A 22,564-nucleotide genomic window follows, 5' to 3' on the forward strand; every position below is an offset into this window, starting at 1 on the left:
AGCCCCCCTGACGGCGCCAAGTCAAATCGCACGCTCAGTGCCGCAAACACTACAGGTTGCATCGCGCCGCAACCGGACTTTCCTGACGTCGGCCATCAAACCATCGATCAGAATAAGGCTTCCAATCATCGGTTCTCCGGCGCCTGTGACCAGCTTCACGACTTCAAGCGCCATGAGCGTTGAAACCATTCCGGTCACGGGCCCGACCACGCCAACTTCATCGCAAGCCGCCGCATTCGGCGGCGTTTCGGGCACCCAGCAGCGATAGCATGGCGCGCCGTCCCGGCAGCCGGACGCAAACACGCTGGCTTGCCCGGTCCACCCTGCGGCTGCGCCGTGCACCAACAAGCGTTCGCTCAGGTGGGCCGCTGCGTTGAGGGCGTAGCGGGTCGGGAAATTGTCCGTCGCATCGACCAGAATGCTGCCGGACAGCGGGTCGGAAGGCGACCATTTCTTTCGACGCGTGCTGATCCTTGTCCCGGGATGATCCGTCGCCAGGCGCTCAGCCAGGATATCCACCTTGGCCTTGCCGAGGTCGCGTTCTCCAAACTGGATTTGTCGCTGCAGATTCGACCGCTCAATGACATCATCATCCCAGATTTCGATCTGCCCGATGCCTGCAGCCGCCAGGAACATTGCGCATGGCCCGCCGAGCGCCCCTGCCCCGACAATGGATATCGACGCCGCGCGCAGCTTCTGGACGCCGGGTCCGCCTATTTCCTTCAGCATGATGTGGCGCTTGTGCCGGGCGAGGTCTTCCGGGCTGAGGCTCATTGTCCTGCTTTCTTCTGGCGGATAGCGGTCGAGGAGATCGGGTCCAGCGGCGCAGGCAGGTAGACCCATGCAGGCGGATCACGATCCGGCAGCGAGGCGGCAGTTGAAGCCGGGACACGACTACTGGCAAAGCGACGGGCGAACGGTGAGTTGCGAGCACCCGGCCCAATCCCCGGACGCGCCACGATGGCGATCGGCATCATCTGCGCAATCCCCTGCCACGCGCCCCAGAGATGGAAATTGACCATATTGTCAGCGCCCATCAACCAGACGAATTTCGCAGCGGGCGCTGCCGCTGTCAGCGTCGACAAGGTACGATAGGAATAAGTCAGGCCGAGCCGCGTCTCGATATCTGTCACCCGCATTCGTGGATGGTCTGCAACCGCCTTGGCTGACCGGAAGCGGCCCGAAAAATCTCCGTGTCCGGTCTTCAGGGGATTCCCGCGCGCCACGATCCACCAGACCCAATCTAGCTGTAGCCGTTTCATGGCTGTGGATGCCACATGGAAATGGCCGGAATGGGCCGGATTGAAACTGCCGCCGAACAGGCCGATGCGGAGGCCAGCCGATGGTCCCGGTAAAATTGCTCGGCTCAAGGACGAACCTGCCCGGTTCCTCGCACAATGTATTTGTACGTCGTCAGCTGTTCTGCCCCCACGGGTCCGCGCGCATGGATGCGACCCGTGGCGATACCAATCTCGGCGCCCATGCCGAACTCGCCGCCATCCGCAAATTGGGTAGAGGCATTGTGCAGCAAAATCGCGCTGTCGACCGTCGCAAAGAAGCGGTCTGCTGCATCAGAGTCTTCAGTGATGATACATTCTGTGTGTCCGGATGACCAGGAGCCAATATGTGCCAGCGCTGCGCTCAGATCATCGACAACCGCAACGGCCAGGATCGGCGCAAGATATTCGGTGGACCAGTCGGCCTCGGTGGCTTCGATCATCTTTGGCACGATGGCGCGGGCGCGGTCATCTCCGCGCAATTCACAGCCCGCTTCCAACAGGCCGGCCGCGATCTTTGGCAATAGATCGTCCGCCACAGCCGCATCGACCAGGAGTGTTTCCGCCGAGCCACAGATTCCTGTCCGGCGCATCTTGGCATTCACGACAATGGAAACTGCCTTCTCGGGATCAGCAGCCTTGTCGACGATGACATGGCAAAGCCCTTCGAGATGACCGATCACGGGAACGCGCGCATCCTTTTGCACGCGCTCGACCAGGCTGCGCCCACCGCGCGGGACGATCACGTCCACATTGCCTTCGAGGCCGGCCAGCATGTGGCCTACTGCGGCGCGGTCGGTGGTCATGACCAGTTGCACCGCGTCTTCCGGTAATCCTTCGGCCTTCAGCGCGCCGCGCATGGCGTCAATGATTGCGCGGGACGAGTGCGTGCTTTCAGACCCGCAGCGCAGGATCGCCGCATTGCCCGAGCGCAGACAGAGCGCGCCGGCATCGGCGGTGACATTCGGGCGGCTCTCATAGATGATGCCGATCACGCCCAGCGGCACGGCGATGCGCGCAATGTCCAGCCCATTCGGCCGCTCCCACCGGGCGAGTTCCTTGCCAATGGGGTCGGGCAAGCCGGCCACGGCTTCCACACTGGAGGCAATCCCTTCAAGGCGCGCGGCATCCAGGGCCAGCCGGTCCAGCATGGCCGCGTCGAGCCCCTTGGCTTCGGCAGCGTCCATATCCTGCGCATTGGCCGCCAGGACTTTGGAGGCAGACGCACGAATCGCGGCCGCGACCGCCTGCAAACCGCGTGTTCGGTCAGCGGGCGTCATCTGGCCCAGCTTGCGAGACGCGGCACGGGCGCGGCGGCCCATGTCGAGCATGGTTTCAGCGAGGTCTACGGTGTCGGCTATCATCGTATCAGTCATGTCATGGGATGTGCCGGAAAGCCGGGCCGACCGCAAGACGGCTAAACGTCGCCTACTTCAGCTATCCCAATAGTGATTGCAGGTGGGGACGGGCTGACTCTTCGGGATTTTGCCCTAGAATAGCTTGAAAGAAACAAGAATTTCATCGGAGGAACCCATGATCGATGTAGAGGCAATGCCTCATCTAGCCGATATCCCGCGCGTCCAGGCCAGCATCCGCCCGGATGAGGAGGCTTTCTGGTTCGAAGGCGAGACAACCAGCTTCGCCGAACTGGAGACACGTTCCACCCAGATTGCCAACGGCCTGATCGGCCTGGGCGTGAAACCGGATGACCGGGTCGGCTATCTCGCCAAGAACATGGCTGTCTATTACGAGATGCTGTTCGGCGCCGCCAAGGCCCGCGCAACGATGACCGCCGTCAACACCCGACTCGCCGCACCCGAAGTGAAATTCATCCTGTCGGATGCGCGGGTGAAAGTCCTGTTCGTCGGAAAAGATTTCTACGGCCTGATTGACCAGATCCGCGCCGAATTGCCAGACCTTGAACATATCATCGCGATTGATGGCGATCGGGAGGATTGGAAAGCCTACTCGGCATGGCGCGACAGCCAGCTGACCGATCCACCGGGCCTCACGACGCGCGACGACGATGATGTCATCCAGCTCTATACATCCGGCACTACCGGCATGCCCAAGGGCGTGCAGCTGACCAATGGCAACTACCGCGCCATCTTCGAGCAGGCCGGCATGCTGGAATGGGCGAGCTATGATGTCGGCGACGCGGTCATGAACGCGATGCCCCTCTTCCATGTGGCGGGCGTAAACATCGGTATCCTGACGGCCGCACAAGGTGCCAAAGCTGTCGTGCTGCGTGAAATCGATCCGGCAGCAATCTTGAAACTAATCCCCGAGCACAAGATCGCCCATGCGTTCTGGGTCCCCGCAGTCATCCTGATGCTGACCCAGATACCGAATGTGCGCGACATCAACTGGTCGAGCCTGAAGCAGGTTTTCTATGGCGCCTCTCCGATTGCCGAGAGTTTGCTGCTTGATGCGCAGGACATCATGGGTGCGCGTTTCACCCAGCTCTACGGACTGACCGAGACGGGCGGCTGCGGAACCTATTTGCCGCCTGAAGCCCATGACCCGGCCTGGGGAAAGCTGCGCTCATGCGGCGTGCCCTATCCGGCCACAATCGTGCGATGCCTCGACGCAGAAGGGAATCCCGTCCCCACCGGCGAAGTTGGCGAGATCGCCATCAAGTCCGCCTTCGTCATGAAAGGATACTGGAACCGCCCGGATGCCACAAAGGAATCGGTCGACGCGTCCGGGTTCTTCCGGACAGGAGACGCGGGCTATTTCGACGAAGACGGATTTCTCTATATCCACGACCGCGTAAAGGACATGATCGTGTCCGGAGGCGAGAACATTTATCCCGCCGAAGTCGAGAATGCGATCTTTGGCCACCCTGGCGTGGCGGACGTGGCAGTTATTGGCGTGCCCGACGAAAAATGGGGCGAGGCCGTCAAGGCCATCATCGTCGTCAAACCGGGCGAAGCGCCGACTCAGGACAGCATAATCGCCTGGGCGCGCGAACGCATTGCCGGCTATAAATGCCCAAAGACGGTAGAGTTCATTGAGGTGCTGCCCCGTAATCCGTCCGGCAAAGTCTTGCGCAAGGATTTGCGCGAAACTTACTGGAAGGACCAGGCGCGTCGCATCAGCTGATCAGAAGGCGGATGGCATGGCGTCCCCCATGCCGTCCGCTATCAATCATATTGGACTAGTTGGCGAGGCTCAACCAGTCGCGGGCTGAAGACAGCGCCACTTTGACTTCTTCCGAGCTCAGCATATCAGCCATTTCCTGACGCTGCACGCGGGCCTCTTCATGTCCCTTGGACACAGCGAGGTTGAACCATTTGTGCGCAGAGATCAGATCCATCTCCGATCCGACACCAGCGGCACAAGCGAGGCCGGCCTGATAGAACTCATCTGCATTCGCGTCGGCGCCCAACAGGCCACCTGGCTGTATTTCAATATCCGAAAAGGGCATCTTGTTTCTCCTGTCACCCTGCCTTCGCCGCCACCCTGTTTCGGGCATGTCAGCCAAGACATCCATCCGTCACCAGAGCATTCCGGCGACAAGCAAAGAGTGCCTTCTCTCCTTTGCCGTATGGTTAACAGGAACCTGCCCAAACCCCGGCTATTTTAATATTCCGGGTCCGGTTGTTCATTTTTGATGCAATTTGAGGACTTCGGACATGAAAAACCCCCGCACGGCGAGGCGGCCGTACGGGGGTTCTGCATGATCGAAAGGAGTTGGAGGCTTAAGCAGCCACTTTCTTCTTTGCGAGAGATTCTGCGAGTTTTTCCATGGCGTCGCCCTTCTCGATATTCTCGACGGCGGCGAGTTCACGAGCCATACGGTCCAGGGCGCTCTCATAAAGCTGGCGCTCGGAATAGGACTGTTCCGGCTGATCTTCGCCGCGGTGCAGGTCGCGAACGACTTCCGCAATAGAGATCAGATCACCGGAATTGATCTTCGCTTCATATTCCTGAGCCCGGCGCGACCACATGGTCCGCTTGATGCGCGCACGACCACCCAGGGTCTTCAGCGCATCTTCGACCAGCTTGGAACCCGCCAGTGCGCGCATGCCAGAGGCTTCGGCGCGATTGGTTGGGACGCGAAGGATCATTTTGTCCTGATCAAAGGACACCACATAGACCTCCAGGTCCATGCCGGCCACAGTCTGCTTCTCAACGCTTGTGATCTTGCCCACCCCGTGTGCGGGGTAAACGACGCTTTGACCCACTTCAAACGCCAGTTCCGCAGATGCTTTTTTAGCCATGTTGGATATCGCCCTTTTCTACGCATTTAGAGCCGACAAAATCCCCCCCAGTCCGACGCATTTGACGGTCTGAGTTGAAGTTTCCGGATCTTTTCAGTTATTACTCAAGTCTGAACGATAGCATAAATGTGCAGCTTTTTCAACAGACACGCCCAGATGCTAACCAAGAGTAAAGTTCCCAAGGTCGCTGATTTTGTTAACGTTTATTGAGAAACCCAGCAAAATCAGGGTTCGGACGACCCGATTCAGGCGTCGCCTTCACCCGGTTTGGGGCTGAAATATTTCTCCAGCTTACCGGTTTCTTGCGCAAATTCTTCCCGGTCTGCCGGCGGTTCCTTCATCCGGGTGATATTTGGCCAGGTCTGCGCATACTCGGTATTCAGCTTCAGCCATTTGGCGTCCGGGTCATCCTCGGTATCGGGCTTGATGGCCTCCACAGGGCATTCCGGCTCGCACACACCGCAATCAATGCACTCATCCGGGTGGATGACCAGCATGTTCTCGCCTTCATAGAAGCAGTCGACAGGGCAAACCTCGACGCAATCCATGTATTTGCAGCGGATACAGGCATCAACGACAATATAGGTCATGGGCAGGAGGGCCTTCTGGGGTTTGTGCACCGGCGAAATGGCGCGCGCAGGCGCTCATGTCAATGAGGTGTTCTGACAGGAGTCTTCAGGAAGCGTCGGCGATCCGCTTTTCCGCCGCCTGGCGAGCCTGTGCGCGAGAAATATCGTCAATATGCAGCAGCGAGGCGACATGGCGGATATAGGCATCCTCGATATCGCTTTTTTCGCCATCAGCCAGCGCGACCCGGTACAAGCCTTCAATGATGGAAATCCGCTCCGCAATCGGCAGCTTCTTCACATGCTTGGTAAACTGGTGGGAACCGACCGCCTCTTCAGCCAAGGCTTCGCCTTCGGCCAGCACGGCATCTGCCTTGTCTGCATCGAATTTGAACGCTTCCAACAGGATTTCAGCGATCATGTCGCTTTCAATGTTCACATAGACCCCATCAGACAGGGCAGCCTCGACAAGTAGCGCCGCAGCCGCGACTTGCGGGTCCATCGGTCTCTCGGCAGGCGTTTTCTGCCGGAACAGATTTTTCAGCGTGTTCATCATGTGTCGGTCTCCAGCGTCGTGTACATTGCCGCCGCCTCTTCTGCCGGCCCTCTCCGAGTGCCCAGATCCAGCACTTCGACGGTCCTGATATGCGCGCCTCGCGCCAGCGTGACAACATCTCCAACGCAAATAGCGGCGCCCGGCTTATTGACGCGCCGGGTCTGGCCATTGCGGGTCAATCGGACGCCCCGCTTGCGAATATACGTTCCGGACAGGGCGCGAGTCTTGAAAAACCGTGTCCGCCACAGCCACACATCAAGGCGCAGCGTCGGCGTGTCCGTCATTGAAAGGGCTTGTACTCGAAGCTCGTATCAGCTGCGCTTTCAGCGGCGGCATCCGGCTTGGGTTTTGGCTTGCGTTTCTTTTTCTTTGGTTTGTTAGCCGCCTGCTTGGGCTCCGGCAGCAGGGCTGCGAGCGCCGCGAACGGGCTGTCCGGGTCCGGCTGGCGCGACTGCGGGGCACTGCGGGAATTGGACCGCCCGCCCCCGCCTTGCTGTTTTGGTCCGCGTGGACCTTTCGGGCCTTTGCCACCGGCATTCTGATCTCGGCCGCGCTGGGGCCGCCCGCCTTCAGACCGCCCCTCGGGACGGGCGCGGGACGCATAGCGCCACAAAGTAACGGCATCCGTTTCCTTGTCCTTTTCCGCAGGCGCAAGGCCAAAGCCTTTCAACACGGCGGGCCAGTCATCGGCAGGGCAAGAGACGACGGAAGCCAGGTCGATCTCGATGGGGAATGCGTTCTTCGAGGCTTCCTTGCGGCGCTTGGCGATCTCCCAGCCGAGACGTTCGGCAAGGTCTGCGCGCACGGCCCGGCGGCCGAAACGGAGATAGCCATTGGCGGCAAGCGCCTCTTCCGGCCATGTGCCATCAAGCGCAAATGACCCGGCCCCCTCGGGTGCCAGTGGGAAAGGTTGACCTTCAAACACAGCGCGCAGAATGGCGATCATGCGCTGGCCTGCAGGCTTTTGCGCATCCGGCACATGTGCCGCGACACGGCCTGCTCTCACCCCAATGCCTTTGAGGGCTTCACGCTGGTCGCCGGTCAGACGCAGACTTGGGTCATCCTGGCGAAGATCAACCGCAGCCCCGGTTTCAAGAAGACGGAAGGCAATCCCGCGCGCGAGACCTTCCAGCGCATCGCCCGCTTTTTCAACGGCCAGCTTTGTATGAGTTGGCAGGATCTTGGCGGTCTCGGCCGCGGCCCATTGCTCCAGCCGCTGGCGCGCAGCTTCACGCTCGGCCGGGTCGACTTCGGATGCGCCGACAATCTCGACGCGCGGCGCCATCCAGCTCGATCCCTTGGCCAGATGGGCCACGGGCGAATTGATGTGTTCGATCTGGCCTTCATCATTCAGTTTGAACGCATCATCCGGCGCCGCCACGATCAGCGACAGGCGTTCCAGGATCAGCGGGCGCACAGCGGCCTGGGCTGCGCTGCGCACCGCCTTGCCTTCGAGCGTACGGGCATCAAGAACAGGTTCGAAGGTCAGGCCTTTCAGGCGTCCAACGACATGGCCTTCCACACGGACATCACCTTCCGGGGTCAATTCGGTCACGAGGGCGTCTTCCTTCTTCAGGCTGGCAAGCAAAGCGGTGGTTCGCCGGTCCACGAACCGGGCAGTCAGCGCTTCGTGTAGCGCGTCTGACAGGGAGTCTTCAATCTCTCGTGTTCGATCCTGCCATTTTTCCGGGTTTTCCAGCCAGTCAGGCCGATGGGCGGCATAGGTCCAGGTCCGTATATTGGCAAGCCGCTGCTGCAGCTTCGCAATATCTCCCTGGGTCGATGAAAGATCATCCAGCCGGCGCTCCAGCCCCTTGTCGGCAAGGCGCGCATCCGGATTGGCGAGCGTTTCAGCAAGGCCCAGCACGAGCCGCGCATGGCCTTCCGGCCCGGCTTTGCGGAAGTCTGGCAGGCGGGCCAGATCCCATAGCCGCCGCACTTCGCGCGTACCCGCCACATTCGGCCCGATGGCCGCATCTTCCGCCATTCGGCGCAGCACCCATTCATCCAGTGCATGCGGATTATGGATCAGGGATGGATGCCCGGATGGGGTCTCAAGGCTCAGGATCAGGCGGCGCAGGCTGGAGAAGTCGAGTGCAGAGTTGCGCCATTGCAGATGATCCACCGGATCGAACCGATGCGCCTCGATGGCCTGCCATGTCGCTTCATCGAATGGCGGACAGGTCGCTGTCTCCCCAAATTCACCATCGGTACGGAACCGCCCGGCCCGGCCCGCGATCTGTGCGCATTCTGCTGGTGTCAGCAGGCGATGGCGCCGCCCATCGAACTTCGAGCGTGAGGCGAACACGACCCGGTCGACATCAAGGTTCAGCCCCATGCCGATCGCATCGGTTGCAACAATGTAGTCGACTTCGCCGGACTGGTAGAGCTCAACTTGCGAATTCCGCGTGCGCGGGCTCAGCGCGCCCATCACTATCGCCGCTCCCCCCTTCTGGCGCCGCAGCAATTCGCCAATCGCATAGACCTCATCCGCGCTGAATGCGACAATGGCCGTACGCTTCGGCAGTTTGGTGATCTTGCAATGCCCGGTATAGCGCAGCTCTGAAAACCGCTCGCGAGGCTCGGTCTCGGCGCCAAGGTCCAATTTGCGCAACACACTGCGCATCGTGTCGCTGCCCAGCAGCAATGTCTCGTGATTGCCGCGCAAATTCAGGATACGGTCGGTGAAGACATGGCCCCGATCCTGGTCTTCGGCCAGCTGGATCTCGTCAATCGCGACGAAATCCACTTTCAGATCCACCGGCATGGATTCCACTGTGCACACCCAGTATCGCGCCGTACGCGGAACAATGCGCTCCTCACCAGTAATCAGCGCGACATGGGCCGCGCCCTTGCGCTCGACCACGCGATCATAAACCTCGCGCGCCAACAGGCGCAGCGGCAGGCCGATCATGCCGGTGCCAAACCCCGTCATCCGCTCGATGGCATAGTGGGTCTTGCCGGTATTGGTGGGGCCGAGAATGGCCTTCAGGGTGGAACTCATCGACGTTGCGTGGCGGGGCCGCCATTGAAAGTCAAGTTGAGCCTGCAATCGGCCCACACCCCCTGCCCCCGAACCGGTCAATCTGGCAGGAAACTGCCCTTGATCCTGTCGCCCGGAAAAAACCCGCCTGTCGATCCAATTAGAAGTTGTCCGCCTCTGCGCACTCCCCTAGAGCCCTCGGAAACAATGGGGACTTCGCGTGACAATGACCGCCATGAATCAGGCTCGCTCTTCGAGCCAGAGGTTCTATGTCCTCGACGGCATGCGCGGGATCGCGGCGATCATCGTGATGCTCTACCACTATATTGGAAGCGGACAGTCCAGGCTGCTCATGAACAGCTATATTGCCGTGGACCTGTTCTTCATCCTCAGCGGCTTTGTCATCTATCATGCCTATGCCAAGGCCCTGCGAGACGGCATGCCTGCGGGCGTCTATGCCAACAAACGGATTTCCCGGCTCGCCCCGACTGTCGCGGGCGGCGTGGTACTCGGCGCCATCGCGATGCTGATCGTGTTTGCCGAGACCGGGCGGGCCTTCAACCCCCTCCAGTTCACCCTGACCCATATCGGGCATTTCGCTTTCATCCCGGCGCTCAGCGATTACGAGATCCCTGCGAACGGCACGCTGGAACTCTTCCCGTCCAATCCGCCGCTCTGGTCGATCTTCTACGAATTTGTCGCCAGCATCGCCTTCATCTGGATTGCGCGCCTGCCGAAATGGCGACTGGTCGGCACCTGCCTTGCCGCCTTCTCTCTCTACCTGTTTTGCTGTCTCGCGCTGGCCCGCCTGTCCGGCAATGACCTGACCGCCAATGTCGGCTGGAGCCATCAGACTTTCTTCTTCGGCTTTCCGCGCGTTTTCTCGGCCTTCCTCGCCGGGATCATCATCTACCGGCTGGTCCAGAATCCTGCCGGCCCGGTGGCCCGATACTTGCCACGCTTTACAGGCCTGATGCCCACGCTGATCGTATTCGCGGTAACACTCGGCATCCTGATGTTTCCCGTCTACGCAAAAGGCGCCTATCAGTTTATCGCCATCGGCCTGCTCTGCCCGCTGCTCATCCTGATCGGCGCGCGCGTCCAGCCGGGCAGCCTCTGGCTTACCGGGGTCTGCGAGCGTCTCGGCCTGATCTCGTTTCCGCTCTATTGTGTGCACGAGCCCGTCCGCCACCTGACTGGCGTTCTGCTGCGCCGTACCGGTCTGACGGACATCCCGACCGAGTTGCGCGTCACCCTGACCGTGATCCTCGCCCTACTGGTCTCAATCGGCTTGCTCTGGCTCCTCGGCCAATTCCAGGCCCGCCGCCGCCTCAGCGCCAGTTTGAAACCGTTTTTGGGATAGGATGGATCAGGCCATCGCCTCGGCGCGGACCAGCTCTGCGACCGGCGCTTTTTCGTTCACCACATGCGGCTGGAAGTGGAGCAGTTCCCAGCGTCCGTCATGATGCTCGACGAGGGCCGTGCAGCTCTCTACCCAGTCGCCATCATTCATGTAGGTGATGCCGTCAATGTCGCGCATTTCGGCGACATGGATGTGACCACAGATCGCGCCGTCGAATTCCTTGCGACGACAATAATCCGCCACATGGCCCTCGAAATTATGGATATGGTTCAGCGCCCGCTTGGTGCGCTTTTTCAGGGCCTGTGACAGCGACCAGTACGGCATACCGAACCAGCGACGGATCGCGTTCAGCTTCGTATTGGTCCAGAGCAGGAAATTATAGGCATGATCGCCCAGATGCATGATCCATTTGCGGTCGGCGCGCATCATGCCGTCGAACATGTCGCCATGTACGACCAGATAGCGCTTGCCATCTTCGCCCTCATGCACGGCGCGGTTCTTCACCTTGATGTCGCCAAAGGCGAGCCGGAACTGCAGGAAGGCGCGCAGGAACTCGTCATGGTTCCCGATGATATAGGTCACGTCCGTGCCGCGCTTCGCAGCCGTCAGGATACGGCGGATGACGTTCGTGTGTGATTGCGGCCAGTACCATTTCTTGCGCATCCGCCAGCCATCAATGATGTCGCCCACCAGATAGAGCTGCTCGGATGTATGCGTCTTCATGAAGGCGCACAGCGCATCGGCCTGGCATCCGGCACTGCCGAGATGCACATCGGAGATGAAGATCGAACGATAATCAGGGCGAGGATCGGCACGGGTCATGATGCCCGCCCTTAAGTGCGTTCGGTATGAGTTTTATGACAGTTTACCCCCTATTTTCGTCACAAAAATGCAATAAAAACAGGGTTAACAAAAAGACTTTTCCTCCCCCTCCGCAGGCGGAGGTATAATCAGAGCATGGATGACGCCTTCGCCACTTTGCGAAACCTGCCGCCGCACCTGCGGCCGTACCGGTTCTGGATCTGGCTACAGGTCGTGATCCTCACCTTTCACGTGCGCCATATCCAGCGGGATATGCGCGCCATGATGGTGCGCATATCACCCCGCGGAGAGGTCGATATTGTCGCTGTCGGGGACGGGCCGGAAACGATCAAACCTGATCCGCTGGCCTTTGAGCTATCGAAGGGCTTCCGCCTGGCGATGGGGGAGTTGGATTTGGCTGTGCCAAGGGGCGAGCGGCTTCAGTCAGCCCCTGCCGTCACAATGCCACGTCGGCCCTGTGCGATCGGCACCCGCCTGCCGCGTCCCGACACCTGACGCGAAGTGTCCCAATGAAAACCCAACTGTCTTCCAAGCGCCTTCACGGGCGTCGCATGCGCAGGAACAGGCGGTCTAACCTTCCTTCACGCCCCCACCGCGCCGGGCGAGCCAGACACCACCCAGGATCAGGGCGAACGCGATCAGCGCCTGCCAGCTCTGTGTCTCTCGGAAGAAGACCCAGCCCAGCACGGCGCTGACCACTGGAATCGCATAGCCCGTCAGGGACAAGAATGTCGCGCTCGTCCGCGCGATCAGGTACATGTACAGCGCCTGTGCAATTGCCGTCGGGATCACGCCAAGCCCCACCACGGCGGCCCAATGCGTCCAGTCGGCATTGACCTCGGACGGGTGCACCGTGAAGGCCAGCGGCCACGAAACCACCGCCGCCAGCGTGACGAAACCGGTCGCGAACGGAATGGCCTCGATCCGGGGCGCGCCGCGCGCCATCAGGCTTGCAAGGGCGTAATTCATCGTCGCGAGGATCAGCAGCAGCTGCGCCACAACACTCGCATCGCCAAGCCCCTTCATCGCATCCGGCCCGAACAACACAGCCACACCCGCAAAACCGGTCAGCACGCCAATCGCGGTTCCGCGATTCATCCGTTCATCCGCAAACAGAAAGGTTGCCCCACTCACCACGAAGATCGGTACAGCGGCGGTATAAAGTGCGGCAAGGCTGGAATTGACCGTCTCCTGAGCGGTCGTGATCAGGAAGAAGGGAAAGACGGAGCCTGCGAGCCCCATCCCGATGATCGCCACCCAGCGCTTGCGGTCTCTCAATGGCGGCAATTTCTGCCCCCGTGCCAACATCAGCACCCACAGTACCGCCGCGCCAATCGTCAACCGCCCCGGCAGCACCCAGGCCACCGGCAGGCCCATATCCGGATTGCCCTTGTCCACCGCCACCCGGGTCAGCGCATAGGCCCCGGCCCAGAACAGGGTCAACAGAGCAAACAGCCCCCAATCAGCGGCAGAGCGACTTTGAATCTGGGGCCCATTCATGGCATCGCCGCGCCGCGCGACGCCTCGATCATACTGTACCAGTCCGCACGGCTGAGCTGGATTTCCAGCGCGCGCGTCGCCGCCTTCAGGCGCGCCGGAGTCTGCGTGCCCAGCAAAACAATGGGCTGCGCCGGATGCATCAGAACGAAAGCCAGCGCCACTTCGCTGCGGCTCACGCCATGCCCGGCCGCGATCCTGTCGAGCGCCTGATGCACATCCACCAACCTTTCAGGATCATCAGGCTGCGGTCTATATCCATCGGCCAGCCGACCGCCCGCCAGCGGCGACCAAACCAGCGCCGCCGCACCGACTTCCTGGCACCAGTCCAGTGTGCCGTCTTCCAGGGGCGCCAGATGCAGGGCGGAAAATTCCGGCTGCGTGCTGACAAGCTTCGGCCCCAGATGTGCCTGCAATGCGCGGGTTTGCGCCACGGAGAAATTGGAGACTCCTGCTGCCCCGATCTTGCCGTCTGCCAGAAGCGTTTCCAGCGCATCGGCAACTTCCTCCCAAGGGGTCAACAGGTCCGGCCGGTGAATTTGGTAAAGGTCGATCTGCTCAACGCCAAGCCGCGCAAGCGACGCTTCGCAGGCCTCGATCAGGTATTTACGACTCGAATTGTAGGGCGCGGGGGGAATAATTCCGCCCTTGGTCGCCAATACCATTCTCGTGCGCCGCGCAGGATCGGCTTTCAACACCTTGCCCAGCAAGACCTCGGCCGCGCCAAATCCATCCCCGCCAAATCCGTAGATGTCAGCCGTGTCGATAAGAGTCATGCCCAGATCGAGCGCGGTCTCAACAAGATTCTCCGCATGGGACAATTCATGTCCCAAAAAGCGCCAGCAACCGAAGCCCAAAGCACCCGCGCGCAGTCCGCTCGTTCCGATCCCTACCTGACGCATGAAACCGCCTCCTCGTGACTTCAGGCCATAAGAGGCCGCTGAAGCCAAGTCCACGACTGATCTCTGTTAGCGAAAACAGGCAGTAAGCGGCGCGAGGCCGCATGGGCAGCGGGTGGACGAAATTGCGCGGGCGTCGTAAAGGGCCAGCAGATTTATAGCCTGCCGCTCCAAAGGAGATTTTTCATGGCCGTTCGCGTTGCAATCAATGGTTTTGGCCGCATTGGCCGTCTCGTCCTTCGTTCGATCATCGAGCATGACCGCAAGGACATCGAAGTCGTCTCGATCAACGACCTCGGTCCGGTGGCCACCAATGCCCACCTGCTCCAGTATGATTCCGTTCATGGCCGGTTGAACCAGACGGTCGAAGTGGACGGTGACACGATCATCGTCGGCGACCGCAAATTCCTCTGCACCGCCGTACGCGACCCCGCTGACCTGCCGCATGCCGAGCTGGATATCGACATCGCAATGGAATGTACCGGCATCTTCGCCGACAAGGAAAAAGCGTCTGCTCACCTCAAGGCGGGCGCCAAACGCGTGCTGGTCTCTGCTCCGGCGACAAATGCTGACAAGACCATCGTCTTCGGTGTGAACCACGACACGCTTACCAAAGATGATCTCGTCGTCTCCAACGCATCCTGCACCACCAACTGCCTGTCGCCCGTCGCCAAAGTGCTGAACGACACGGTCGGTATCAAGCGCGGCTACATGACGACGGTCCACTCCTATACGGGTGACCAGCCAACCCTCGACCGGATGCACAAGGATCTCTATCGTGGCCGCGCGGCTGCGATGTCCATGATCCCGACATCGACCGGCGCAGCAAAAGCCGTTGGCCTGGTCCTGCCGGAACTGAAGGGCAAGCTCGACGGTTCCGCCATCCGCGTCCCAACGCCAAACGTCTCGATGATTGATCTCGTCTTCGATGCCGGCAAGCCAACCACGGTCGAAGAAGTGAACACGGCCATCAAGGCCGCCGCTGACGGTTCAATGAAAGGCGTGCTCGGCTATACTGACAAGCCGCTCGTCTCGGCAGACTTCAACCACGATCCGCACTCGTCCACCTTCGCGCTCGACCAGACGCAGGTCATCGAAGGCACCATGGTTCGGGTCCTGTCCTGGTACGACAATGAGTGGGGCTTCGCGACCCGCATGAGCGATACTGCCCTCGCCATGTCCAAACTCATCTAAAACCCTTCTCCAGAGCGCTTCCCAACCGGGAGGCGCTCTTTTTCCATGCCGCATCGCACCCGGTTGGCCGGGCATTCTGGAGGAAATACCATGTCCAGCTTCAAACGCCTTGCCGATGCCGGCGATCTGACCGGCAAGACCGCGCTTGTCCGAGTCGACTTCAACGTGCCCATGGAAAACGGCCTCGTCACCGATGACACGCGCCTGCGCGCTGCCGTCGACACGGTCCAGACGCTGCGCACGCAAGGTGCGAAAGTGGCCCTGCTCGCGCATTTCGGCCGCCCGAAGGGCGAGCGCGTCGCGGAGATGAGCCTTGCGCCGATTGCAGGCGCCTTCGCCAAAGTGCTCGGCTCGAATGTCAGCTTTATCGCCGACTGCAAGGGCGAGCATGTGAAGCAGGCCATTGCTGATCTCGACCCTGCCGGCGTGATCCTTCTGGAGAACACCCGCTTCTATGCAGGCGAGGAAAAAGGCGACCCAGAACTGGCGAAAGAAATCGCCGCGCTCGGCGACATCTACGTCAATGATGCCTTCTCGGCCGCGCACCGCAAGCATGTCTCTACGGCTGTCCTCGCGACCCTCCTGCCCGCCTATGCAGGCGTGAACATGGAAGCTGAACTCGACGCGCTCGACAAGGCGCTCGGCACGCCGGAACGTCCCGTGCTGGCTGTGGTCGGCGGCGCGAAAGTCTCTTCCAAGATCGACCTTCTGAAAAACCTTGTCACCCAGGTCGACTCGCTGGCGATCGGCGGCGGCATGGCCAACACATTCCTGGCCGCGCAGGGGATCAGTGTCGGCAAGTCCCTCTGCGAGCATGATCTCGCTGAGACCGCCCGCGAGATCATGCAGGTCGCTAAAGAAAACAATTGCAATATCCTGCTCCCGGTCGATGTTGTTGTCGCGAAGGACTTCAAGGCTCACGCCGAGAACCGCACCTGCGCAACGGATGAGGTCGCAGACGATGAGATGATCCTCGACGCTGGCGTCAGGACGATCGCACAGCTGGTTGCCGCGATGGGCAACTCAAAGACACTGGTCTGGAATGGGCCGCTCGGCGCGTTCGAACTGACCCCTTTTGACAAGGCCACCGTTGCAGCAGCCCAAGCTGCGGGTATCCGCGCAAGTGACGGCAAGCTGATCGCCGTCGCCGGAGGCGGCGATACCGTTGCCGCGCTCAATCATGCCGAGGCCGCCGACGAGTTCACCTTCGTCTCAACCGCAGGCGGCGCCTTCCTTGAATGGATGGAAGGCAAGCCCCTGCCCGGTGTGGAAGCTCTCAAAGCCTGATCCCTTTTGAGACAGCCTGCGGCAAATCGCGCAGGCGGCTGCAAATGACAACGTTCTCATCGGTTTGCTGCGCGGCGTCAGAAAAAATTGATGTTCCAGATGAAATCGATTTCAGGCCCTGAATCCCACACGTCTCTGGCAGTCCTTTCCCCCGAAACTGCCCGTACTGCCTGAGATTCGGGCGGGTGCGAGCGCGCTCACATCAATCCTTGTCAGCCTGTTGACCCAGAAGACAGGCACGGTACTTGAATGCAAAGTTTGCAAATTCCACGCATGCAAGGGACGCCCCGTTAAAATCATGACCAATCCTCAAATGGCCCGGCAGATTGCCGACAAGAATGGCTTCATCGCAGCGCTTGACCAGTCGGGTGGCTCCACCCCCAAGGCTCTGCGCCTCTACGGCGTGAACGAAGACGCCTATTCCAATGACGAAGAAATGTTCGGCCTGATCCATGAGATGCGTGCCCGCATCATCAAGGCACCAGCCTTCAATGGCGAAAAGGTCATTGGCGCGATCCTGTTTGAACGCACCATGGATGGCGAAGTCGATGGCACGCCAACCGCCGAATACCTCTGGAACGCCCATCAGGTCGTTCCCTTCCTGAAAGTCGACAAAGGCCTCGCAGACGAAGCCAATGGCGTCCAGATGATGAAGCCGATGCCGGACCTCGATCACCTGCTCGAACGCGCGGTCGGCAAGGGTATCTTCGGCACCAAGATGCGCTCGGTTATCAATGCCGCCAATCAGGAAGGCATCGCTGCCATCGTTGCACAGCAGTTTGACGTTGGCCGCCAGATCCTGGGCCACGGCCTGATGCCGATCATCGAGCCTGAGGTCACGATCACGATTGCCGACAAGGCCGAGGCCGAGGATATTCTCCTGGCCGAGATCACCAAGCAGCTCGACGCACTGGGCGAGGACAAGCAGGTAATGCTGAAACTGTCCCTGCCGACCAAAGCAAACCAGTACAAGTCGCTGGTCGATCATCCGCGCGTGATGCGCGTTGTCGCGCTTTCCGGTGGATATTCTCGCGAAGATGCCTGCGCCAAGCTTGCCAATAACTCCGGCATGATTGCCAGCTTCTCCCGCGCCCTGACCGAAGGCCTCTCGGCCCAGCAAAGCGACGAAGAGTTCAATTCCACGCTTGCCGCCACGATTGATCGCATTTGTGCGGCATCCAGCGCCGGATAGGCCGGGTTTGTCCTAGACTCGCGCCTGACGCGAAAGCAAAGTGCCGCCCATGTTAAACATGAGGCGGCATTTTTTGTTCGCCAATCGATTGGGGACTTAAAGGCATGATTAAACACACCGTAACAGGCGCGGTATCCGCGCTGACGCTCCTGGCGGCTGCTTCTTGCATGGCAACCGTCGAGCCGACAGTGTTGGAACAGGCAGAGGCAAACACGCCTAGCCTGCAGGACGAAGCCAGCGCGATGCTGGCCGAGCTCGTCGTCAATCCGGCCTCTGCGGAAGTGTTCGAATCCCGTTGCGAGAATGCGATGCTGCTCGCCGGAAAGTTCATCACCGATCTTGAAACCCGCGACACGCCGCCCGGTGTTCAGGACATTCAGGATTTTGACCTGCTGACAAATATCGCCTTTTCGGTTGGCTATGGAGAAGCGGCTATCGTGGCCGAAGCAAACCCGGACGAAGCGTTGAGGGAAGTCGGCAGCGCATGTCAGGAAGACACAGCCAGCATCATCTCGACGCTCTCCCTGTCCGGCCCCATCTACGAACGCATGGTCGCGATTGATGCCGACGCCCTCGATGATCGCTCCGCCCTCATGTTGTCCCGCATTCTGAGAGACTATCGGCGCAGCGGTGTCGACAAGGACGAAGCGACGCGAACGCGCGTAGAGGAACTGAACGCCGAACTGGCGGAGATCAGCACTGAGTTCAGCAAAAACCTCCGCGAAATTGTCGGACAGGTCGAAGTCGATTCAGTCGACGCGCTGGAGGGACTGCCACAGGATTATATCGACGCCCACACGCCCAATGAGGATGGCAAGATCGTCATCACGACCAACTATCCGGACCTGATGCCTGTCTTCAACTACTCCCCGAACGAAGACTTGAAGAAATCCCTCTTCATTGCCTCGGCCAACCGTGCGTATCCGGAGAATGTAGAGCCACTCCGGAAACTGCTCGAGAAGCGCTACGAACTTGCACAATTGCTGGGCTATGAAAATTACGCAGCCTATATCACCGAAGACAAGATGACGGGCTCGCCAGAGGTTGCCATCGACTTCCTCGACGGTGTCGAAGCCGCCGCCCGAAACGCCGCTGAAATCGAATACGAACGCCTGCTGGCTTTTCAACAAAACAGTAATCCCGACGCGACGCAGGTCAGCCAGTGGCACAGCGGCTATCTTTCGGAACAGATTCGCCAAACCGACTATGCGCTCGACGCCCAGGAAGTGCGCCAGTACTTCGCCTACAATGACGTTCGGTCAGGCATATTTTCGTTGGTACAGGACCTGTTCGAAGTCGAGATACGTGACTGGACCGATGCTCCGATTTGGCAGGAAACCGTAACCGCTCACGAAATCTACAAGGATGGCGAACTGGTCGGCCGTTTCTTCCTCGACATGCATCCCCGCGAGGGCAAGTTCAAACACGCGGCCGCCTTCCCCATTCGGTTCGGCCCAACATCTGAAGGCGTGCCAGTTGCCTCACTGATGTGCAACTTCCCTGCGGGCGATCATACGACCGGTCTGATGGAGCATAGACAGGTCGAAACCTTCCTCCATGAATTCGGCCACCTCATCCATGCGATGTTCTCTGGCCAACCAGACTACGCCGATCTCAGCATGAGCAGCCTTGAATGGGATTTCATTGAAGCCCCGTCACAGATGCTGGAAAACTGGGTGTGGGATTATGATACGCTGGCAAAGTTCGCCGTAAACTCCGACGGCGAAATCATTCCCGTCGAACTGGTCGAGAAGATGAACGCCGCGCGTGACTTCGGCACCGGCCTCGGCACGCTCCGTCAGCTGACCTATGCCGGCGTCTCGATGAATTACTATAATCACCCACCCTCTGAGGTGGATTTCGAGAAGATCTGGCTTGAACAGGAAGCTGGCCTCAGCCCATTCGAGACCCTGCCGGACCTCCATCGGTATGCCAGCTTTGGGCACCTCGATGGCTATTCTGCGATCTACTACACTTATCAATGGTCACTCGCGATCGCGACAGACATGTTCAAGCAGTTCGAAGCAAACGGCTTGCGCGACGAAGTCACCGCTGAACGCTATCGGGAACTGGTCCTGAGCGCCGGATCATCAAAACCGGCCGCCGAACTCGTGCATGATTTCCTTGGGCGCGATTGGTCGCCTAAAGCGTATGAGCAGCACTTGATCGACGCCGCGGCGTCCGCACCCAGTGTGGAAGCTGAAAAGGACTAGCAGTGATGTTGGAGATGCGTCCGAACTGTGAACGCTGCGATACCGATTTGCCGCCGGATGACGCCGGAGCGTTTATTTGTTCGTTCGAATGCACGTTCTGCTCTGATTGCATGGACGGTCCTCTCGATGGTCGCTGCCCGAACTGCGGCGGCGACCTCGAGCCCCGGCCGATGCGGCGCGGCAAGCCACTCGACGCCTACCCCGCCAGCACGCAGCGGGTTTTGAAGACTTCCGGCTAGGCACGCCCTGCGCTATAGCGCGCGCCATGAGCAAGACCGAAGACTATGTCCGCCCGCGCACGCGGCTTTACCTGATAACTCCGCCCCGCATCGAAGATGTGGAGGGCTTTGCAGCCCTATTGGAAACGGCATTGTCAGCGGGCGATGTCGCCTGTCTCCAACTGCGCCTGAAGGCTGATACCGGCGAGATCGACGTCGACGCCACCCGCGCCGTTGGCGCAGCCGTTACAGAAATGGCCCAGGCCTACGGCGTTGCCGTGCTGGTCAATGACAGCGCCGAACTTGCCGTCGAGATAGGTGCAGATGGCGTTCATGTCGGGATGGATGACATGCCGGTCAAGAAAGCCCGGGAGATCGTCGGCCCGGACATGATTGTCGGCGCAACCGCCAAGAACTCACGTCATGCTGCCATGCAGGCATGCGAGGCTGGCTCAGATTATGTCGCCTTTGGTGCGTTCTTCCCGACCCGCACCAAGACCGGTACGGTCGAGGCGAATCCGGACCTTCTGGAAATATGGCAGGAAAGCATGGAAGTGCCCTGTGTCGCGATTGGTGGCATCACAGTCGAAAACGCCGAGCCGCTCGCTGTAGCTGGCGCTGATTTCCTCGCGGTCTCATCCGGGGTCTGGGATCATCCTGAAGGCGCGCCGGTAGCGATTGCCCACTTCAATGCGCTTCTTGACCGGCTCGATGCATCGAAGGCCTGACGCTGCAAGCTCGCTGTAAAACCCTGCATGAACCGGTCCCGCATTAACACTCCGCCCGCTTGACCGTTTCGGGCCAAAGGCTTACGCCCCCGCCAAACCTTCAAAAGGACACGCCCCAATGGTCAAGATCAATGGTAATGAAATCAAGCCCGGCAACGTCATCGAGCATGACGGCACGGTCTGGCGCGCCCTGAAGACGGCGTCGGTCAAGCCCGGCAAGGGCGGCGCGTTCAATCAGGTCGAACTGCGCAACCTGCTGAATGGATCGAAATCGAACGTGCGCTTCCGTTCTTCCGAGACCGTTGAGAAGGTCCGTCTGGAGCAGAAAGACCATCAATTCCTGTTTGCGGACGATGACGCTTTCACCTTCATGGACCAGGAAAGCTTTGAACAGATCGCGATCCAGCGAGACTTTATCGGCGACCAGGGCGCTTTCTTGCAGGACGGCATGACCGTCTCCATTGAGTTTTATGGCGAGACGCCGATTGGTGTTGATCTGCCGGAACAGGTGATCCTCGAAGTTCAGGAAACCGAGCCGGTTGTGAAAGGCCAGACGGCTGCCAACAGCTTCAAACCCGCAATCTGTGACGGCGGCGTCCGGGTCATGGTTCCGCCCTTTGTCGGCACCGGCGAACGCATTGTCGTCCAGACAGCCGATTCCACTTATCTCCGTCGCTCCGACTAGGAACTCCCATGTCCAAACCCTCCCCCGTTGGCACCGTCATGATCGCCGCTGCACGTGCAGCTGGCCGTTCGCTTGCCCGTGATTTCGGCGAAGTCGAAAATCTGCAAGTGTCCAAGAAGGGCCCGGCAGACTTTGTCTCCAACGCCGATCATCGCGCCGAAGAGATCATCTACTCAGCGCTCGCGAAGGCGCGGCCCGGCTATGGCTTTGTCATGGAAGAACGGGGCATTGTCGAAGGCACAGACAAGTCGAACAGATTCATCGTGGATCCTCTCGACGGTACGCTGAACTTCCTGCACGGCCAGCCGCACTATGCTGTCTCCATTGCGCTCGAGCGCGAAGGCAAGCTGTTGACCGGAGTGGTCTATGACGTCGCGAAGAACGAGATCTTCTGGGCTGAGACCGGACGCGGCGCATGGCTGGAGAACCGCAAGTTGCGTGTTGCCGCTCGCACCCGCCTCAATGAGGCTGTGGTGGCCACCGGAACGCCCTGGCACGGCAAAGCCGAAGAAATGCACGCGAATTTTGCCCGCGAAATGCTTGCGATGACGCCCGCATGCGCTGGCATTCGCCGCTATGGCTCCGCAGCTCTGGATCTCGCTTACGTCGCCGCGGGACGGTTTGACGGATTCTGGGAGCGCGACCTGAAACCCTGGGACATTGCTGCGGGCATCGTGCTGGTGCGCGAAGCGGGCGGAACCGTTGCCGAAATCGATGGCGGCGACTTCATGAAGACCGGCTCGGTTCTGGCTGCCAATGAAGAGCTCCATCCGTTGATCGAACAGCAGCTGCGCCATGCTGCGGCGTTCGCGCGGAAAGCGGACTAAACCCTTCCCTAGCGGCAAGGCCTCCTGACAC

23 protein-coding genes are annotated in these 22,564 nt (G+C 60.0%); 11 read left to right on the forward strand and 12 right to left on the reverse strand.

Features of this window, described 5'->3' with window-relative positions:
• Window positions 1-21: 21 nt before the first annotated feature.
• Genes CFA77_RS16065 through CFA77_RS16075 form a run of 3 tightly spaced genes read right to left on the reverse strand, consistent with a single transcriptional unit; the run spans window position 22 to window position 2,653 of the window.
• Window positions 22-774, reverse strand: a complete 753-nt coding sequence (locus CFA77_RS16065) for a ThiF family adenylyltransferase (RefSeq protein ID WP_206991550.1) — start codon at window positions 772-774, stop codon at window positions 22-24.
• A complete protein-coding gene (locus CFA77_RS16070; RefSeq protein ID WP_206991551.1) occupies window positions 771-1,370 on the reverse strand; it encodes a nicotinate-nucleotide adenylyltransferase in 600 nt (199 codons plus the stop codon). Before CFA77_RS16070 ends, CFA77_RS16065 begins: the two co-directional genes overlap by 4 nt.
• A complete protein-coding gene (locus tag CFA77_RS16075; protein WP_206991552.1) occupies window positions 1,367-2,653 on the reverse strand; it encodes a glutamate-5-semialdehyde dehydrogenase in 1,287 nt (428 codons plus the stop codon). The genes CFA77_RS16070 and CFA77_RS16075 overlap by 4 nt, the downstream gene beginning before the upstream one ends.
• A gap of 157 nt (window positions 2,654-2,810) precedes the next feature.
• On the opposite strand from CFA77_RS16075, the gene CFA77_RS16080 reads away from it, so the two are divergent.
• Window positions 2,811-4,382, forward strand: coding sequence for a long-chain-fatty-acid--CoA ligase (locus tag CFA77_RS16080; protein WP_206991553.1), 1,572 nt, complete (start codon window positions 2,811-2,813; stop codon window positions 4,380-4,382).
• A gap of 55 nt (window positions 4,383-4,437) precedes the next feature.
• Here CFA77_RS16080 and CFA77_RS16085 read toward each other — a convergent pair whose 3' ends face one another.
• The 6 genes from CFA77_RS16085 to CFA77_RS16110 form a co-directional block, all read right to left on the reverse strand.
• Window positions 4,438-4,707 carry a hypothetical protein gene (locus CFA77_RS16085; protein ID WP_034814770.1) on the reverse strand — a complete coding sequence of 90 codons (270 nt, stop codon included), beginning with the start codon at window positions 4,705-4,707 and terminating at the stop codon, window positions 4,438-4,440.
• A gap of 274 nt (window positions 4,708-4,981) precedes the next feature.
• A complete protein-coding gene (locus tag CFA77_RS16090) occupies window positions 4,982-5,503 on the reverse strand; it encodes a CarD family transcriptional regulator (protein WP_034814768.1) in 522 nt (173 codons plus the stop codon).
• 245 nt (window positions 5,504-5,748) lie between these two features.
• Window positions 5,749-6,093 carry a ferredoxin FdxA gene (fdxA, locus tag CFA77_RS16095; RefSeq protein ID WP_034814766.1) on the reverse strand — a complete coding sequence of 115 codons (345 nt, stop codon included), beginning with the start codon at window positions 6,091-6,093 and terminating at the stop codon, window positions 5,749-5,751.
• 85 nt (window positions 6,094-6,178) lie between these two features.
• Window positions 6,179-6,625 carry a TerB family tellurite resistance protein gene (locus tag CFA77_RS16100; RefSeq protein WP_051607791.1) on the reverse strand — a complete coding sequence of 149 codons (447 nt, stop codon included), beginning with the start codon at window positions 6,623-6,625 and terminating at the stop codon, window positions 6,179-6,181.
• Window positions 6,622-6,909, reverse strand: coding sequence for an RNA-binding S4 domain-containing protein (locus CFA77_RS16105; protein WP_206991554.1), 288 nt, complete (start codon window positions 6,907-6,909; stop codon window positions 6,622-6,624). Before CFA77_RS16105 ends, CFA77_RS16100 begins: the two co-directional genes overlap by 4 nt.
• Window positions 6,906-9,629, reverse strand: a complete 2,724-nt coding sequence (locus CFA77_RS16110; protein ID WP_206991555.1) for a helicase-related protein — start codon at window positions 9,627-9,629, stop codon at window positions 6,906-6,908. The genes CFA77_RS16105 and CFA77_RS16110 overlap by 4 nt, the downstream gene beginning before the upstream one ends.
• Before the next feature lie 205 nt (window positions 9,630-9,834).
• Here CFA77_RS16110 and CFA77_RS16115 point away from each other — a divergent pair, with 205 nt between their 5' ends.
• On the forward strand, window positions 9,835-10,971 hold the full coding sequence (locus CFA77_RS16115) for an acyltransferase (protein WP_206991556.1): 1,137 nt from the start codon (window positions 9,835-9,837) through the stop codon (window positions 10,969-10,971).
• A 6-nt stretch (window positions 10,972-10,977) separates the two neighbouring features.
• Here CFA77_RS16115 and CFA77_RS16120 read toward each other — a convergent pair whose 3' ends face one another.
• Window positions 10,978-11,793 (reverse strand): UDP-2,3-diacylglucosamine diphosphatase, encoded by an 816-nt coding sequence (locus tag CFA77_RS16120; protein WP_206991557.1) that lies wholly within the window; start codon window positions 11,791-11,793, stop codon window positions 10,978-10,980.
• 135 nt (window positions 11,794-11,928) lie between these two features.
• On the opposite strand from CFA77_RS16120, the gene CFA77_RS16125 reads away from it, so the two are divergent.
• On the forward strand, window positions 11,929-12,288 hold the full coding sequence (locus CFA77_RS16125; protein WP_206991558.1) for a hypothetical protein: 360 nt from the start codon (window positions 11,929-11,931) through the stop codon (window positions 12,286-12,288).
• Window positions 12,289-12,363: 75 nt separating this feature from the next.
• Here CFA77_RS16125 and CFA77_RS16130 read toward each other — a convergent pair whose 3' ends face one another.
• Together CFA77_RS16130 and CFA77_RS16135 are read right to left on the reverse strand one after the other, a co-directional pair.
• Window positions 12,364-13,293, reverse strand: coding sequence for a DMT family transporter (locus tag CFA77_RS16130; protein ID WP_206991559.1), 930 nt, complete (start codon window positions 13,291-13,293; stop codon window positions 12,364-12,366).
• Window positions 13,290-14,192 carry an aldo/keto reductase family oxidoreductase gene (locus CFA77_RS16135; RefSeq protein ID WP_206991560.1) on the reverse strand — a complete coding sequence of 301 codons (903 nt, stop codon included), beginning with the start codon at window positions 14,190-14,192 and terminating at the stop codon, window positions 13,290-13,292. The genes CFA77_RS16130 and CFA77_RS16135 overlap by 4 nt, the downstream gene beginning before the upstream one ends.
• Window positions 14,193-14,375: 183 nt before the next feature.
• Here CFA77_RS16135 and gap point away from each other — a divergent pair, with 183 nt between their 5' ends.
• From gap to CFA77_RS16175, 8 genes are all read left to right on the forward strand, one after another.
• Window positions 14,376-15,383 carry a type I glyceraldehyde-3-phosphate dehydrogenase gene (gene gap, locus CFA77_RS16140; RefSeq protein ID WP_206991561.1) on the forward strand — a complete coding sequence of 336 codons (1,008 nt, stop codon included), beginning with the start codon at window positions 14,376-14,378 and terminating at the stop codon, window positions 15,381-15,383.
• 90 nt (window positions 15,384-15,473) lie between these two features.
• Window positions 15,474-16,670: a phosphoglycerate kinase gene (pgk, locus tag CFA77_RS16145; protein WP_206991562.1), complete on the forward strand. Its 1,197-nt coding sequence runs from the start codon at window positions 15,474-15,476 to the stop codon at window positions 16,668-16,670.
• A gap of 298 nt (window positions 16,671-16,968) precedes the next feature.
• Window positions 16,969-17,862 (forward strand): fructose bisphosphate aldolase, encoded by an 894-nt coding sequence (locus CFA77_RS16150; protein ID WP_034814745.1) that lies wholly within the window; start codon window positions 16,969-16,971, stop codon window positions 17,860-17,862.
• Between the two features lie 104 nt (window positions 17,863-17,966).
• A complete protein-coding gene (locus tag CFA77_RS16155; RefSeq protein ID WP_206991563.1) occupies window positions 17,967-20,075 on the forward strand; it encodes a M3 family metallopeptidase in 2,109 nt (702 codons plus the stop codon).
• Between the two features lie 5 nt (window positions 20,076-20,080).
• Window positions 20,081-20,314: a DUF1272 domain-containing protein gene (locus tag CFA77_RS16160; RefSeq protein WP_206991564.1), complete on the forward strand. Its 234-nt coding sequence runs from the start codon at window positions 20,081-20,083 to the stop codon at window positions 20,312-20,314.
• A 26-nt stretch (window positions 20,315-20,340) separates the two neighbouring features.
• Window positions 20,341-21,021, forward strand: a complete 681-nt coding sequence (gene thiE / locus CFA77_RS16165; RefSeq protein WP_206991565.1) for a thiamine phosphate synthase — start codon at window positions 20,341-20,343, stop codon at window positions 21,019-21,021.
• Window positions 21,022-21,139: 118 nt separating this feature from the next.
• On the forward strand, window positions 21,140-21,706 hold the full coding sequence (gene efp, locus CFA77_RS16170) for an elongation factor P (protein ID WP_034814737.1): 567 nt from the start codon (window positions 21,140-21,142) through the stop codon (window positions 21,704-21,706).
• An 8-nt stretch (window positions 21,707-21,714) separates the two neighbouring features.
• Window positions 21,715-22,533 (forward strand): inositol monophosphatase family protein, encoded by an 819-nt coding sequence (locus CFA77_RS16175; protein ID WP_034814734.1) that lies wholly within the window; start codon window positions 21,715-21,717, stop codon window positions 22,531-22,533.
• Window positions 22,534-22,564 lie beyond the last annotated feature (31 nt).

Source organism: Hyphomonas sp. KY3 (assembly GCF_017309975.1).
Classification (GTDB): domain Bacteria; phylum Pseudomonadota; class Alphaproteobacteria; order Caulobacterales; family Hyphomonadaceae; genus Hyphomonas.

What these genes read in the sequence shown, in the direction of transcription:
- CFA77_RS16065 (WP_206991550.1), bottom strand. Translation starts at nt 774, where the DNA reads ATGAGCCTCAGCCCGGAAGACCTCGCCCGGCACAAGCGCCACATCATG.
- CFA77_RS16075 (WP_206991552.1), bottom strand. Translation starts at nt 2,653, where the DNA reads ATGACTGATACGATGATAGCCGACACCGTAGACCTCGCTGAAACCATG.
- CFA77_RS16080 (WP_206991553.1), top strand. Translation starts at nt 2,811, where the DNA reads ATGATCGATGTAGAGGCAATGCCTCATCTAGCCGATATCCCGCGCGTC.
- CFA77_RS16085 (WP_034814770.1), bottom strand. Translation starts at nt 4,707, where the DNA reads ATGCCCTTTTCGGATATTGAAATACAGCCAGGTGGCCTGTTGGGCGCC.
- CFA77_RS16090 (WP_034814768.1), bottom strand. Translation starts at nt 5,503, where the DNA reads ATGGCTAAAAAAGCATCTGCGGAACTGGCGTTTGAAGTGGGTCAAAGC.
- fdxA (WP_034814766.1), bottom strand. Translation starts at nt 6,093, where the DNA reads ATGACCTATATTGTCGTTGATGCCTGTATCCGCTGCAAATACATGGAT.
- CFA77_RS16100 (WP_051607791.1), bottom strand. Translation starts at nt 6,625, where the DNA reads ATGATGAACACGCTGAAAAATCTGTTCCGGCAGAAAACGCCTGCCGAG.
- CFA77_RS16105 (WP_206991554.1), bottom strand. Translation starts at nt 6,909, where the DNA reads ATGACGGACACGCCGACGCTGCGCCTTGATGTGTGGCTGTGGCGGACA.
- CFA77_RS16110 (WP_206991555.1), bottom strand. Translation starts at nt 9,629, where the DNA reads ATGAGTTCCACCCTGAAGGCCATTCTCGGCCCCACCAATACCGGCAAG.
- CFA77_RS16115 (WP_206991556.1), top strand. Translation starts at nt 9,835, where the DNA reads ATGACCGCCATGAATCAGGCTCGCTCTTCGAGCCAGAGGTTCTATGTC.
- CFA77_RS16120 (WP_206991557.1), bottom strand. Translation starts at nt 11,793, where the DNA reads ATGACCCGTGCCGATCCTCGCCCTGATTATCGTTCGATCTTCATCTCC.
- CFA77_RS16125 (WP_206991558.1), top strand. Translation starts at nt 11,929, where the DNA reads ATGGATGACGCCTTCGCCACTTTGCGAAACCTGCCGCCGCACCTGCGG.
- CFA77_RS16130 (WP_206991559.1), bottom strand. Translation starts at nt 13,293, where the DNA reads ATGAATGGGCCCCAGATTCAAAGTCGCTCTGCCGCTGATTGGGGGCTG.
- CFA77_RS16135 (WP_206991560.1), bottom strand. Translation starts at nt 14,192, where the DNA reads ATGCGTCAGGTAGGGATCGGAACGAGCGGACTGCGCGCGGGTGCTTTG.
- gap (WP_206991561.1), top strand. Translation starts at nt 14,376, where the DNA reads ATGGCCGTTCGCGTTGCAATCAATGGTTTTGGCCGCATTGGCCGTCTC.
- pgk (WP_206991562.1), top strand. Translation starts at nt 15,474, where the DNA reads ATGTCCAGCTTCAAACGCCTTGCCGATGCCGGCGATCTGACCGGCAAG.
- CFA77_RS16150 (WP_034814745.1), top strand. Translation starts at nt 16,969, where the DNA reads ATGACCAATCCTCAAATGGCCCGGCAGATTGCCGACAAGAATGGCTTC.
- CFA77_RS16155 (WP_206991563.1), top strand. Translation starts at nt 17,967, where the DNA reads ATGATTAAACACACCGTAACAGGCGCGGTATCCGCGCTGACGCTCCTG.
- CFA77_RS16160 (WP_206991564.1), top strand. Translation starts at nt 20,081, where the DNA reads ATGTTGGAGATGCGTCCGAACTGTGAACGCTGCGATACCGATTTGCCG.
- thiE (WP_206991565.1), top strand. Translation starts at nt 20,341, where the DNA reads ATGAGCAAGACCGAAGACTATGTCCGCCCGCGCACGCGGCTTTACCTG.
- efp (WP_034814737.1), top strand. Translation starts at nt 21,140, where the DNA reads ATGGTCAAGATCAATGGTAATGAAATCAAGCCCGGCAACGTCATCGAG.
- CFA77_RS16175 (WP_034814734.1), top strand. Translation starts at nt 21,715, where the DNA reads ATGTCCAAACCCTCCCCCGTTGGCACCGTCATGATCGCCGCTGCACGT.